Source organism: Bradyrhizobium dasycarpum (genome assembly GCF_042019905.1).
Classification (GTDB): domain Bacteria; phylum Pseudomonadota; class Alphaproteobacteria; order Rhizobiales; family Xanthobacteraceae; genus Bradyrhizobium; species Bradyrhizobium japonicum_B.
On sequence record NZ_CP169574.1, the window covers coordinates 4,248,428 to 4,261,135 of the forward strand.

Consider the following 12,708-nt stretch of genomic DNA (forward strand, 5'->3'; position numbering starts at 1 on the left):
ATTCCGGGTTCGATGCTAACGCATCGCCCCGGAATGGCGTCCTGTAGCGTCACGTCACCAAATGCATCCCCGCGTCCATGCGCACGACCTCGCCGGTCATATTGCTGGACGCCGGCATCGCCAGGAAGCAGACCAGCTGCGCGATGTCCTCGGCGCTTGAAGCGACCTTCAGCGGCACCTTCGCCACCACGCTGTCGCGCACCTGCTTGGCACCGGCCTCGCCGCGGCCCTTGGTGAACCAGGGCGTGTCGATATAGCCGGGACACACCGTGTTGACGCGGATCAGCGGCGCCAGCGCGCGCGACAGCGACAGCGTCATGGTGTTGAGCGCGCCCTTGCTGGCGGCATAGGCGATCGACGAGCCGACGCCGCTGATGCCGGCCACCGAGGACACGTTGACCACGGCGGAGGGCCGCCCCGAGGCTTTCGCGCCGGCCTCGAGCAGGCTGCGCGCGGCGCGCACCATCTGGAACGGGCCGATGGTGTTGACGCCATAGACCCGCTGGAAATCCTCAGCCGACAATCCGTCGAGATCGGCGTGAGCGACATGCTTGGTGGTGCCGGCATTGTTGACCAGGATATCGAGCCGGCCCCATCCGCTGGCGGCCGCGACGATCTTGCGGCAATCCTCGTCCTTCGAAACGTCGCCCTGCGCGACCAGCACCTCCGCCGCGCCGGCCTTGCGGCAGACGTCCGCGGTGGCCTCGGCCTCCTTCTGGCTCGACGAATAGTTGATGACGAGCCGCGCCCCGCTGCGCGCGAGAATTTCGGCGGTCGCCGCACCGAGGCCGGAAGCAGACCCCGTCACGATTGCGCACAGATTGTCCTTGGCCATCTGATTTCCTTCCCCGTGGCTCTGATCGTTCGAGCCTTGTTTAGCGAGTTTGCGGCGCCCTGCAAATCGAGCAAACTCCGCTAAGCGGAATTAGCTTCCCCTCGATCCTTGCGCCCATGCCCGCGCCGCAGGTTGACCTGCGATCAACGCTTGTCAGGGCCATGGCTTTTTCGGATCATCGGGCGCAAGAAGACCTGCGCGCCCGCATAGCCTGGTGGGAGGCGCCAACGGCAAAACACGGGGAACGCTGTGGCGGAGAGTGACAACATCGTCGTCGAGACCGCGGAGAAGATCTTCGCCGATCTCGCCGATCCGCAAACCATCAACAACGACAAGAAGGGTGCCTGGCAGGCGCCGCTGTGGCAGGCGCTGAGCGAGGCCGGCCTGCCATTGTCCTGGGTGCCCGATGAGCTCGGCGGCTCCGGCGCGAGCCTCGCCGACGGCTTTGCCCTGCTCAATGCCGCCGGCCGTTTCGCCGTCGCGGTTCCCCTGGCCGAGACCATGCTGGCGGGCTGGCTGCTGGCGCAGGCGAAGATTGCTTCCCCCGAGGGCGAGATGACGGTGCTGCCGGCCTCGCCGAAGGACCGCATCATTCTCGATGCCGACGGTTCGCTCTCCGGTCGCGCCCGCGGCGTGCCTTTTGCGAAGGCGGCGAAGCATTTCGCGGTGCTGGCGCATGGCAAGGATGGTGTCGCGATCGCGCTGGTCGACGCCGGCAAGGCGCGCATCGAGCCGGGCCTCAATGTCGGCTACGACCACAGCGATACCGTGACGCTCGACAAGGTCCAGCCCTTCACGCTCAAGCCCGCGCCTGATGGCGTTGACCAGACCCATCTGATGCTGATGGGCGGCGTTGCGCGCAGCCTGCAGATCGCGGGCGCGCTGGAATCGATGCTCGACATCTCCGTGCGCTATTCCAACGAGCGCGTCGCCTTCGAGAAGAAGATCTCGAAATTCCAGGCGGTCCAGCACAATCTCGCCCGTCTCGCCGGCGAATCCGCCGCGGCCCTTGCAGCCGCAACGTCCGCGGCCGACGCCATCGCGAACGCCGGGACGTTCAACGACGAGGTCTATCTCGAAGCGGCCTCCGCCAAGATCCGCTGCGCGGAAGCCGCGGAGAAGGGCGGCGCCATCGCGCATCAGGTGCACGGCGCGATCGGCTTCACCATCGAGCACATCCTGCACCGCTATTCGCTGCGGGCGCTGGCCTGGCGCGACGATTTCGGCTCGGAAAGCCATTGGGCCGTCGAGCTCGGCAAGCTGGTGGCGAACCGCGGCGCCGACGAATTGTGGCCGCTGGTGGCGTCGCGCTGATCAGGGAGAGAAACACATGACCGCTGCGCTTCGTTTCGATCCGATCCGCCTGCCCGAAAAGTGCGAGCAATTGCGCAAGGAAGTACGCGCTTTCCTCGCCGAGGAGATCGCCGCCGGCACCTTCGATCCGCACAAGCCCAATCGAGAAGATACCGACGCGCCTGAATTCTCCCGCCGGGTCGGCGCCAAGGGCTGGCTCGGCATGACCTGGCCGAAGAAATATGGCGGCCAGGAGCGCTCCTTCCTCGAGCGTTACGTGGTGACCGAGGAAATGCGCGTTGCCAACGCGCCGACGCGCCGCTTCTTCGTCGCCGACCGCCAGAGCGGGCCGGTGCTGCTGAAATATGCGCCCGAGCATATCAAGATGGAGATCCTGCCGCGGATCTGTCGCGGCGAGGTCTGCTTTGCCATCGGTATGAGCGAGCCGAACTCCGGCTCTGACCTGTTCGCGGCGAAGACGCGTGCGACCAAGACCGACGGCGGCTATCTCATCAACGGCACCAAGATCTGGACCTCGTCGGCGCATATCGCCGATTACATGATCGCGATCTTCCGGACCTCGCCGCCGACCAAGGAAAACCGCCGTCACGGCCTGACCCAGTTCCTGGTCAAGATGAAGCAGCCGGGCATCAAGGTGAACCCGATCGGCCAGATCACCGGGCAGTACGAGTTCAACGAAGTCGTCTTCACCGATCACTTCATTCCCGACGACCACGTGCTGGGCGAGGTCGACGGTGCCTGGAAGCAGGCGACGAGCGAGCTCGCCTATGAGCGTTCGGGCCCCGAGCGTTTCCTCGAAACCTATTATGTGCTGACCGAGCTGGTGCGCGCGGTCGGCCCCAACCCGGATACCCGCAGCGCCGAAGGCATCGGGCGCCTGGTTGCGCAGCTGCACACCATGCGGCGCATGTCGGTCTCGGTGGCCGGCATGCTCGAGGCCGGCAAGGAGCCGGTGGTCGAGGCCTCCATCGTCAAGGACATCGGCACGGTCTGGGAGCAGCAGCTTCCGCACCGCGTCCGCGATCTTGCCGCCTTCGTCGAGGAGACCGCGACCAACCGCGAGACTTTGGAGCGCCAGCTCGACTTCGCGATCAAGACCGCACCGAAACTCACCATCCAGGGCGGCACCACCGAGGTGCTGCGCGGCATCATCGCCCGCGGCCTTGGCCTGCGCTAGTCGCGCGGACTTGGCTTGGGCTAACCAATCGAGGACATCATGAGCACGTTTAAAGACATCGGCGTCGAGAAGGTCGGGCATGTCGGCACCATCGAGATTCGCCGCCCACCGCTGAACTTCTTCGACATTTCGCTGATCAATCAGATCGCGGACGCGCTCGACGAATTCGACCGTGACATCGAGATCCGCAGCTCCGTTCTCTCCGCGCAGGGCAAGGCGTTCTGCGCCGGCGCCAACTTCCAGGATCCGGCACGGCAGGCGCAGGAGGCGCGCGAGGCCGAGAAGAAGGGCGACCCCGCCGACAGCCTCGGACCGATCAACCATCTCTACATCCAGGCCGTGCGCATCTTCCGCGCCAAGAAGCCGATCGTCGCCGCCGTGCAGGGCGCCGCCATCGGCGGCGGCCTCGGCCTCGCGGTCTCCGCGGATTTCCGCGTCACCTGCCCCGAGGCGCGTTTCTCGGCGAATTTCACCAAGCTCGGCTTTCATCCCGGCTTCGGCCTGACCGTGACGCTGCCCGAGCTGATCGGCAAGAACAACGCCGAGCTGATGTTCTACACCAGCCGCCGCGTCACCGGCGAAGAGGCCTACAAGTGGGGCCTCGCCAACGAGCTGGTCCCGCAGGACCAGGTCAGGGCGGCCGCGATGAAGCTCGCCGGCGAGATCGCCGAATGCTCCCCGCTCGGCCTGCTCTCGACCCGCGCCACGATGCGCAACGGGCTCGCCGACCGCGTCATGGCGGCGACCAACCACGAGCTCGCCGAACAGACCCGCCTGCGCGCGACGGAGGATTTCAAGGAAGGCGTGAAGGCGACGGAAGAGCGGCGCGCGGCGAATTTCAGGGGAAGGTGATTGCGGCGACGCCGTTGGGTGGGCACAGGCGCGGAAGCGCCGTGCCCGCGATTGTGCTCCCAAAGGAAAAACGGCGTGGGCACGCTTCGCTTTGCCCACCCTGCGCTTCGCTCACTCAGCTCACGCGAAACGTCACGCCGCCGAGCAAGAACTCATTCCCCGCCACCGCATGCCCCTTCGCTCGCGCGGCATGCAGCACGCGTGCGACGTCGGTCACCCTAAACTCCAGCGCACTCATGATTTCGCTGGCGCCCTTAACGAAGCGGAAGCTGGCGTTGGGCAGCTTCAGCGCGGCGCCATCAGCCGCAACTCCGATGATCTTGCCCCAATGCGCCGCCAGCCCGTGCGGATCGGGACTCTGCATCTCCACGGCCGTCAGCGCCTGCGTCACGTCCTTGCGGATGAAGTTCTGCCAGTCCGGCCCGGCCGGCGGATACGCGCCCAGAATATCGTCGCTGCCATCGGTGTGGTTGAACTCGATGAAGGCGGCGCGGCAATCGCGGGGGTGGAGCTGCACACCGTGATAGGGCGCGTGGTCGATGACGTTGGCGGTGCGCACGCCCATCGCGTTCGCATGGCGTCCGCGCTCGTCGGGATCGTTGCAGCAGAAGATCGCCATATAGCCGCCGCGACCGCCGGTCTTCTCGATGAAGCGGCCGGCCGTGGTGCCGTCCTTGAACGGGGCGACCACCTCCAGCAGGATCGTGTCGACCGGGAGCAGCGCGTTCTCCAGGCCGTATTTGGCGACATTGCCGTCGCGGTAGCAGACGGCAAGGCCCATGATCTCCGCGATGTCGGAGACAACGGGCGCGAGCTGCGGCGCGACGAGGCAGATCTGCCGTAGCCGCATATAGGGTGCCATGGTCATGCGCCCTTGAAGGTGGGCTTGCGCTTCTCGACGAAGGCCTTGGCGGCCTCCTTGTGGTCCTCGGTGTCGCCGCAGCGGGTGTGATGGATAGCCTCGCCGTCGAAGCAATCCTCCAGCGCCAGATGCTCGGCATTGTTGATGTTGCGCTTGATGAAGCCGAGCGCGATCGACGGCCCTTGTGCCAGCGACAGCGCAAGCTCGTGCGCGGCGGCGTCGATCTCGGCGTCGGGCACGACCTTGGTCACCATGCCGATCGCATGCGCTTCCCTGGCCGTGAGCACCGGCGACATCAGATAGAGCTCGCGCGCCCGCGCGCTGCCGAGCAGCTGGGTGAGGAAATAGGTGCCGCCGTAATCGCCGGAGAAGCCGACCTTGGCGAAGGCGGTCGTGATCTTGCAGGATTCCGACGCGACGCGCAGGTCGCATGACAGCGCCATCGACAGGCCGGCGCCGGCCGCAGCGCCGTCGAGCTGCGCCACCACGGGCTTGGACATCTGGTGCAGGATGCGCGAGACCTCCATGCCGCGACGCAGGTTCGCAAGCTTCTGCTCGAACGGCAGCGGCGCGCGGCCGGCCGCCATCGACTTGACGTCGCCGCCGACGCAGAACGATCCGCCGGCGCCCTTGAACAGCACGGCGCGGACCTCGGGATCGTCGGCCGCGCGGCGCGCCGCCTCGACCAGCCCGACCACCATCTCCGGATTGAGCGCATTCTTCCGCTCCGGGCGATTCATGGTGATGGTGAGCAGCCCGCCTTCGAGCTTCTGCAGGACCATGTCGTTCATGGGGCGTCTCCTCAGTCGTTGTCTACCTTCGTCGTTCCGGGGCGATGCAAAGCATCAAACCCGGAACCTCGAGATCCCGGGTTCGCTTCGCGCCCCGGGATGACGGCGTGACTTACGTCAGGCCGTCACTTCTTCACCAGCGGACAGCGCGACTGCTCCAGCGGCTGGAACGCCTCGTTGCCGGGCACCGTGGCGAGCAGCTTGTAATCGTCCCAGCGGCCCTTCGACTCCGACGGCTTCTTCACCTCGAACAGGTACATGTCGTGGATCATGCGGCCGTCCTCGCGGATCTTGCCGTTCTTGGCGAAGAAGTCGTTGATCGGCGTTTCCTTCATCAGCTTCATCACGGCCGCAGCATCGGTCGTGCCGGCCGCCTTCACCGCCTTCAGGTAATGCGTGACGGAGGAGTAGACGCCGGCCTGCGCCGAGGTCGGCGGCCGTTTCACGCGCTCCTGGAAGCGCTTGGAGAAGGCGCGCGTCTCGTCGTTCATGTCCCAGTAGAACGCTTCCGCCAACAGCAGCCCCTGCGCGGTCTCGAGGCCGATCGAGTCGATGTCGGTGACGAAGACGAGCAGCGGCGAGACCTTCTGGCCGCCCTTCATGATCCCGAACTCGGCCGCCTGCTTGATGGCGTTGACGGTGTCACCGCCGGCATTGGCGAGCCCGATCACCTTGGCCTTGGAGGCCTGCGCCTGCAGCAGGAAGGACGAGAAATCCGAGGTGTTGAGCGGATGGCGCACGCTACCCAGCACCTTGCCGCCGGTCTTGGTCACGACGGCACTGGTGTCCTTCTCCAGATCCTGCCCGAAGGCGTAGTCGGCCGTGAGGAAGTACCAGCTGTCGAGGCCCGTCTTCACCGCCGCAAGACCGGTCACATTGGCCTGGCCGTAGGTGTCGAACACGTAGTGGATGGTGTAGGGACCGCAGGCCTCGTTGGTGAGACGGATCGAGCCCGGGCCGTTGAACATGATGATCTTGTTGCGGGCCTTTGCGATCTCGCCGGCCGCAAGCGCGGTCGCGGAGGCCGCGACGTCGTAGATCATCTCGACGCCCTGATTGTCGAGCATGTCGCGGGCGATGTTGCCGGAGAGATCGGCCTTGTTCTGATGGTCGGCTGCGAGCACCTGGATCTTGCGCCCCAGCACTTCGCCGCCGAAGTCTTCCACCGCCATCTTGGCCGCGGTCTCGCTGCCGGCGCCGGTGATGTCGGCATAGAGGCTCGACATGTCCAGGATGCCGCCGATCTTGAGGGGCGGCTTGTCCTGGGCCTGCGCGGCGCTGGCATTGAGGGCAAATGCGGCAGCGAAAATGCCCGACAAAATAGTCTTCATGGAAAACGATCTCCCTTATCGCACCGTGCTCTGATGGCGGCTTGGTTATTGCTCTTGGTTGGTTCTTGGCATCGCTGTTGCCGCAATGCTGTTGCCGCAATCATGCCGCATGCGCAAGAGCGCAGCAAGCGCGAGCGGCGATACAAATGAATGATCAATCGTGCGCTTTCCGCAAAACGGAATGGCGAGATGCGGGAGGATGTTTCCGCGTCATTGCGAGGAGCTCTTGCGACGAAGCAATCCAGAGTCTGTCCGCGGAAGTAGTCTGGATTGCTTCGCTGCGCTCGCAATGACGGAGCGTGAGGAAACCTCTTCGGGACCCACCACGCATGAGTTATGGTTGACACACAACGCAACCTTTCCGGGTCACGTGACGCAACTGCTTCACCTCAGCGTCGTCTTCCTTCTCATCGCGGGTCACACCGCGTCCGCTGCGCCGTGCCAGTTCGAGTCCCAGGGCGAGGGCCGCGTTGCCGCCATCGTCGATGCGCGCAGCCTGCGTCTCGACGACGGCCGCGAGATCCGTCTCATGGGGATCGAGCCCATTGCGACGACGAAGCAGGCGCTGGTGTCGCTGCTCGCCGGCCGCGACGTCAGGCTCCGCGGCAGCGACGACACGCCGGACCGCTATGGCCGTCAGGGCGCGCTGGTCTTCATCGGCGACAGCGACGGTCCGGTGCAGGCCATGCTGCTGGCCCAGGGCGAGGCCATGGTCTCCGCCGAGATCACGGACAAGGACTGCGCGGCCGCCCTGATGGCGTCGGAAGCAGCGGCACGGCGCCAAAAAAAGGGCAGCTGGGCTGACCCGTCGGCCATAAAAAACGCGGAAAGTCCGGACGATATTTTGGCAGGGATCGGGCGCTTTGTGGTGGTTGAGGGCAAAGTCCTGTCTGTCCGACAAGCTGGGGCAACGACCTACCTCAACTTCGGACGAAGCTGGACACGGGGCTTTGCGGCGACTATCTCCAAACGCACGCTACCGGCGTTTGAAAGCGCTGGAATTTCCCTTAAGTCCTTGGAGAACAAGCGTATTCGAGTTCGGGGCTGGGTCGAGGGGAATACGGGGCCGCGCATCGACATACGCCTCGTAGGACAGGTCGAGTTGCTGGGCGCAAACGAGCCGACAGGGGTAAGGCCTTAAAGCAGGCCGGACACGGGTTAAGCGACGTGAATGGGGTGCTAGAACGGCACGGACGAGGTGATGGCCGCCGCCTGCGGGCTGCGTCGGCTGCGCTTGGCCTTGTCCTAAGCACAGCGCTGGCGGGTTGCGGCGATATGGGCCGGTTCCAGGCTGCCGCGACCCCTCCGGCTGTCGCGATGCCCAAGCCCAAGCCGGCCGTCGCGCAGACCCCCGCCACCGAGAAGGAGCACGAGCGCATCCTGGCGAGCTATGGCGGGACCTATGACGATCCCAGGCTCGAAGCACTCGTCAGCAAGACCGTCGACCGGCTGGTCGCGGCCTCCGACCGTCCCGACCAGGGCTACAAGGTCACCATCCTCAATTCCGGCGCGGTGAACGCCTTCGCGCTGCCGAACGGCCAGCTCTATGTCACGCGCGGGCTGCTTGCGCTGGCGAGCGACACCTCGGAACTGTCCTCCGTGCTCAGCCACGAGATGGCGCATGTGCTGTCCAAGCACGCCGCGATGCGCGAGGACCAGGCGCGCCAGGCCGCGATCGTCACCCGCGTCGTCACCGACATGAGCAACGATCCCGATCTCACCGCGCTGGCGCTGGCCAAGACCAAGCTCACCATGGCGAGCTTCTCGCGCAAGCAGGAGCTCGAGGCCGACGGCATCGGCGTCGGCATTTCCGCCAAGGCACATTTCGACCCCTACGGTGCGGCGCGCTTCCTCTCGGCGATGGAGCGCAATGCCGAGCTGAAGGCCGGCAAGTCTTCGCTCGATCCGCGCGCGCAGGATTTCACCTCGTCGCACCCGGCAACCCCGGAGCGCGTGCAGAACGCGCAGAACATCGCACGGCAATACACTGCGCCCGAAGGCGCCGAGCGCGACCGCGAGAGCTATCTCGCCGCGATCGACAACCTCGTCTACGGCGAGGACCCCAGTGAAGGTTTCGTCCGCGGCCGCCGCTTCCTGCATCCGAAGCTCGGCTTCACCTTCCAGGCACCGGACAATTTCACGCTCGACAACACCGCCCAGGCGGTGATCGGCGTGCGCGAGGGCGGCGCACAGGCGATGCGTTTCGACGTGGTGCGGGTGCCGGCGGAGCAATCGCTCGGCGACTATCTGAACTCCGGCTGGATGGAGGGTGTCGAGAAGGCGTCCACCGAGGACCTCACCATCAACGGCTTCCCGGCCGCGTCCGCTACCGCCAAGGGCGACCAGTGGCAGTTCAAGGTCTACGCGCTGCGCTTCGGCAGCGACGTCTATCGCTTCATCTTCGCGGCAAGGCAGAAATCGACCGAGAGCGAGCGCAACGCGCGCGAGACCGTCCAGTCGTTCCGCCGCCTGACGCTCGACGAGATCCAGGCCGCCCGCCCGCTCCGCATCAAGGTCATCACGGTGCAGCCCGGCGACACCGTGGAATCGCTGTCCCACCGCATGTCCGGCGTCGATCATCCCGCCGAGCGCTTCCGCGTGCTCAACGGCCTCGATCGCACCGCGCAGGTGAAAGTGCGCGACCGCGTGAAGATCGTGGCGGATTGACGTGCGCTAGGCGCACGTCATCCCGGGGCGCGCCTGAGCGCGAACCCGGGATCTGGAGCCGCAAACTCCGCTTCTATAGGGTGGGCAAAGCGCAGCGTGCCCACCACCTCTCAATGATGGCGACAGATGGCGGGCACGGCGCGATGCGCCTTTGCCCACCCTACGAAGCTGTTGTGGAGATGCAGCTCGTACCTAATCAGCGCCCCGCGTCCATGTCGCCCGCCTCGCGCTGGCCGCTGAGCCAGAGCGCGAGCAGGGTCCAGAACGCGCCGGAGAGCAGATACGCACCCGAGGCGATGACGCCGAGATTGGTGGCGAGCAGCAACGCGACCAGCGGCGCGAAGCCGGCGCCGAACAGCCAGGCCATGTCCGAGGTCAGCGCCGAGGCGGTGTAGCGATAGGCCTGCTTGAAGTTCGAGGCGATCGCACCGGAGGACTGGCCGAAGGACAGGCCGAGCAGGATGAAGCCGATCACCATGTAGATCGTCTCGCCGAACGCGCCGGCATCGAGCAGCTGCGGGGCAAAGCCGCTATAGATCGCGATCGCGATCGCCGATCCCATCAGCAGCGATTTGCGCCCCACGCGGTCGGCGATGATGCCCGAGATCACGATCGCGCCGACGCCGAACACCGCGGCGACGATCTCGATGATCAGGAAGCGCACCGGGCTTTCGCGGGTGAACAGGAACACCCAGGACAGCGGAAACACCGTGACCATGTGAAACAGCGCAAAGCTCGCCAGCGGCGCGAACGCGCCGAGCATGATGTTCTGGCCTTCGCGCGCGACGGTGTCGGAGATGCGCGCCGGCTGCAATTCGCGGGTCTCGAACAGCGTGGCATATTCCTCCGTCGTCACCATGCGCAGGCGCGCGAACAGCGCCACCACGTTGATGGCAAAGGCAACGAAGAACGGATAGCGCCAGCCCCAGTCGAAGAAATCGTCGGCCGACAGATTGCCGGCGAAATAGGCGAACAGCGCGCTCGCCACGATCAGCCCGAGCGGAGCGCCGAGCTGCGGCACCATCGCGTACCAGCCGCGCTTGGAGGGCGGTGCGTTCAGCGCCAGCAGCGAGGCCATGCCGTCCCAGGCGCCGCCCCAGGCGAGGCCCTGCGCGATACGTGCCAGTGCCAGCAGCCAGATCGCGGCGACGCCGATCTCGTGATAGCCGGGCAGGAACGCCAACGCGACCGTCGCGGTGCCGAGCAGGAACAGCGCCGAGATCAGCTTGGCGGTCTTGCCGTAGGCACGGTCGACCGTCATGAAAATGACGGTGCCGATCGGACGCGCCATGAAGGCCAGCGCGAAGATCATGAAGGAATAGAGGGTGCCGGTCAGCTCGCTGGCGAACGGGAATACCAGGCGCGGGAATACGATCACCGAGGCGATCGCGAAGACGAAGAAGTCGAAGAATTCCGAGGTGCGCCCGATGATGACGCCGATGGCGATCTCGCCGGGGCTGGCCTGGTCGTGGCCATGCTCGCCCGTGTGGAGGTCTGCCATTGCGGGGGTCTGTGCCGTCGCCATGCGTGCGCCCTTAACGTCCTGAAAACCAAAGCCGACCGCCCGGCGGGCGCCGGGCGATCTGGTCCTGTCTGACCGAACCTCCCGCACTGCAACATTGGACAAATTGTCCAATGTCCGGATTGTTGCGCCGCAGCTACCCATTGGTCCCGCAAAAGAAACTCATTCTCAAAGGCTCGGCCCGTGTCTCGTCTCAAGATCCTGGCGCTACTACCTCTGGCTGCTGCACTGAGCGGCTGCGACTACGTCGTGCTGGCGCCAGCCGGCGATATCGCTGCCCAGCAGCGCGACCTCGTCGTCATCTCCACCGTCCTGATGCTCCTGATCGTCCTCCCGGTGATGGCGCTGACCGTGCTGTTCGCCTGGCGCTATCGCCAGTCCAACACCGCGGCCCGCTACGAGCCGGAGTGGGATCACTCGACCGCCCTCGAGCTCGTGATCTGGTCGGCGCCGCTCTTGATCATCGTTTGCCTGGGGGCGCTGACCTGGATGGGCACGCATCTGCTCGACCCCTATCGCACGCTCGGCCGCATCCATGCCGACCGCGCCGTGGACCAGTCCAAGGCCCCACTCAAGGTCGACGTCGTCGCGCTCGACTGGAAATGGCTGTTCATCTACCCCGACTACGGCATCGCCACCGTCAACGAGCTCGCAGCTCCGGTCGATCGCCCGATCAACTTCCGCATCACCGCCTCCTCGGTGATGAACTCGTTCTACATTCCCGCGCTCGCTGGCCAGATCTACGCGATGCCGGGCATGGAGACCAAGCTCCACGCCGTGGTGAACCACGCCGGCACGTATAAGGGCTTCTCGGCCAACTACAGCGGCGCCGGCTTCTCCGGCATGCACTTCAACTTCCGAGGCCTCGACGACAAGGGCTTTGACGCCTGGATCGCGCAGGCCAAATCCGCCGGCGGCGCGCTCGGCCGCGCCGAATATCTCCAGCTCGAGAAGCCCAGCCAGAACGAGCCGGTGCGGCGCTGGGGCACCGTCGATGCCGATCTCTACCGCCTGATCCTCAACATGTGCGTCGAGACCGGCAAGATGTGCCACAGCGAGATGATGGCGATCGACGCCAAGGGCGGCAACGGCCATCAGGGCCTCAACAACACCCTGCCGCTGGCCTACGACAAGTACGCCCGCCGCGGCACCGCGCTTGGACCCGAGCCGAGCTTCGTCGCCGGCACCTGCACGCCGGATGCGCCGCAGGGCAGGACGACCGCGTCCATCACGGCCCCGGTCGACGCCGCGCCGCTGCTCGGCGCCGGCCTGAAGCGGCCCTCGTTCACGCCGCTGAAGTCCTCGTCCTTCTTCCTCGGACAACGTCCCAAGTCCGACTCCTGAAGTCAGACTCCTA

At 65.7% G+C, this 12,708-nt stretch carries 11 protein-coding genes; 6 read left to right on the forward strand and 5 right to left on the reverse strand.

Annotation, left to right across the window (positions count from 1 at the left end; genetic code table 11):
• Positions 1-49: 49 nt before the first annotated feature.
• Positions 50-835 (reverse strand): SDR family NAD(P)-dependent oxidoreductase, encoded by a 786-nt coding sequence (locus ACETMP_RS20480; protein WP_028138984.1) that lies wholly within the window; start codon positions 833-835, stop codon positions 50-52.
• 249 nt (positions 836-1,084) lie between these two features.
• Here ACETMP_RS20480 and ACETMP_RS20485 point away from each other — a divergent pair, with 249 nt between their 5' ends.
• Genes ACETMP_RS20485 through ACETMP_RS20495 form a run of 3 tightly spaced genes read left to right on the forward strand, consistent with a single transcriptional unit; the run spans position 1,085 to position 4,178 of the window.
• Positions 1,085-2,149 carry an acyl-CoA dehydrogenase family protein gene (locus ACETMP_RS20485; RefSeq protein WP_375157602.1) on the forward strand — a complete coding sequence of 355 codons (1,065 nt, stop codon included), beginning with the start codon at positions 1,085-1,087 and terminating at the stop codon, positions 2,147-2,149.
• A gap of 16 nt (positions 2,150-2,165) precedes the next feature.
• The gene (locus ACETMP_RS20490; RefSeq protein ID WP_028138986.1) at positions 2,166-3,326 is read left to right on the forward strand and encodes an acyl-CoA dehydrogenase family protein; all 1,161 of its coding nucleotides are present in this window, start codon (positions 2,166-2,168) and stop codon (positions 3,324-3,326) included.
• A 39-nt stretch (positions 3,327-3,365) separates the two neighbouring features.
• On the forward strand, positions 3,366-4,178 hold the full coding sequence (locus tag ACETMP_RS20495; RefSeq protein WP_375157603.1) for an enoyl-CoA hydratase/isomerase family protein: 813 nt from the start codon (positions 3,366-3,368) through the stop codon (positions 4,176-4,178).
• A 115-nt stretch (positions 4,179-4,293) separates the two neighbouring features.
• Here ACETMP_RS20495 and ACETMP_RS20500 read toward each other — a convergent pair whose 3' ends face one another.
• The 3 genes from ACETMP_RS20500 to ACETMP_RS20510 all read right to left on the reverse strand — a co-directional run bounded on the left by ACETMP_RS20500 (position 4,294) and on the right by ACETMP_RS20510 (position 7,162).
• Complete coding sequence (locus ACETMP_RS20500) at positions 4,294-5,040, reverse strand: hypothetical protein (protein ID WP_375161944.1); 747 nt, start codon at positions 5,038-5,040, stop codon at positions 4,294-4,296.
• A 2-nt stretch (positions 5,041-5,042) separates the two neighbouring features.
• The gene (locus ACETMP_RS20505; protein WP_375157604.1) at positions 5,043-5,831 is read right to left on the reverse strand and encodes an enoyl-CoA hydratase; all 789 of its coding nucleotides are present in this window, start codon (positions 5,829-5,831) and stop codon (positions 5,043-5,045) included.
• A gap of 125 nt (positions 5,832-5,956) precedes the next feature.
• Positions 5,957-7,162 (reverse strand): ABC transporter substrate-binding protein, encoded by a 1,206-nt coding sequence (locus ACETMP_RS20510; RefSeq protein WP_375157605.1) that lies wholly within the window; start codon positions 7,160-7,162, stop codon positions 5,957-5,959.
• Positions 7,163-7,451: 289 nt separating this feature from the next.
• Here ACETMP_RS20510 and ACETMP_RS20515 point away from each other — a divergent pair, with 289 nt between their 5' ends.
• Together ACETMP_RS20515 and ACETMP_RS20520 are read left to right on the forward strand one after the other, a co-directional pair.
• Positions 7,452-8,303, forward strand: coding sequence for a thermonuclease family protein (locus tag ACETMP_RS20515; RefSeq protein WP_375157606.1), 852 nt, complete (start codon positions 7,452-7,454; stop codon positions 8,301-8,303).
• A gap of 134 nt (positions 8,304-8,437) precedes the next feature.
• The gene (locus tag ACETMP_RS20520) at positions 8,438-9,829 is read left to right on the forward strand and encodes a M48 family metalloprotease (RefSeq protein WP_375157607.1); all 1,392 of its coding nucleotides are present in this window, start codon (positions 8,438-8,440) and stop codon (positions 9,827-9,829) included.
• A 196-nt stretch (positions 9,830-10,025) separates the two neighbouring features.
• On the opposite strand, the gene ACETMP_RS20525 is transcribed toward ACETMP_RS20520, so the two are convergent.
• The gene (locus ACETMP_RS20525) at positions 10,026-11,354 is read right to left on the reverse strand and encodes an MFS transporter (protein WP_375157608.1); all 1,329 of its coding nucleotides are present in this window, start codon (positions 11,352-11,354) and stop codon (positions 10,026-10,028) included.
• Between the two features lie 180 nt (positions 11,355-11,534).
• Between ACETMP_RS20525 and cyoA the strand changes: the two genes are divergently transcribed.
• Positions 11,535-12,695 carry a ubiquinol oxidase subunit II gene (gene cyoA, locus ACETMP_RS20530; RefSeq protein WP_375157609.1) on the forward strand — a complete coding sequence of 387 codons (1,161 nt, stop codon included), beginning with the start codon at positions 11,535-11,537 and terminating at the stop codon, positions 12,693-12,695.
• Positions 12,696-12,708: the final 13 nt, after the last annotated feature.

Bases quoted from the DNA above. Each gene is read 5' to 3' on its own strand.
- ACETMP_RS20520 (WP_375157607.1), top strand. From the start codon at position 8,438: ATGGGCCGGTTCCAGGCTGCCGCGACCCCTCCGGCTGTCGCGATGCCC.
- ACETMP_RS20525 (WP_375157608.1), bottom strand. From the start codon at position 11,354: ATGGCGACGGCACAGACCCCCGCAATGGCAGACCTCCACACGGGCGAG.
- ACETMP_RS20500 (WP_375161944.1), bottom strand. From the start codon at position 5,040: ATGGCACCCTATATGCGGCTACGGCAGATCTGCCTCGTCGCGCCGCAG.
- ACETMP_RS20495 (WP_375157603.1), top strand. From the start codon at position 3,366: ATGAGCACGTTTAAAGACATCGGCGTCGAGAAGGTCGGGCATGTCGGC.
- ACETMP_RS20490 (WP_028138986.1), top strand. From the start codon at position 2,166: ATGACCGCTGCGCTTCGTTTCGATCCGATCCGCCTGCCCGAAAAGTGC.
- ACETMP_RS20480 (WP_028138984.1), bottom strand. From the start codon at position 835: ATGGCCAAGGACAATCTGTGCGCAATCGTGACGGGGTCTGCTTCCGGC.
- ACETMP_RS20505 (WP_375157604.1), bottom strand. From the start codon at position 5,831: ATGAACGACATGGTCCTGCAGAAGCTCGAAGGCGGGCTGCTCACCATC.
- ACETMP_RS20510 (WP_375157605.1), bottom strand. From the start codon at position 7,162: ATGAAGACTATTTTGTCGGGCATTTTCGCTGCCGCATTTGCCCTCAAT.
- ACETMP_RS20515 (WP_375157606.1), top strand. From the start codon at position 7,452: ATGACGGAGCGTGAGGAAACCTCTTCGGGACCCACCACGCATGAGTTA.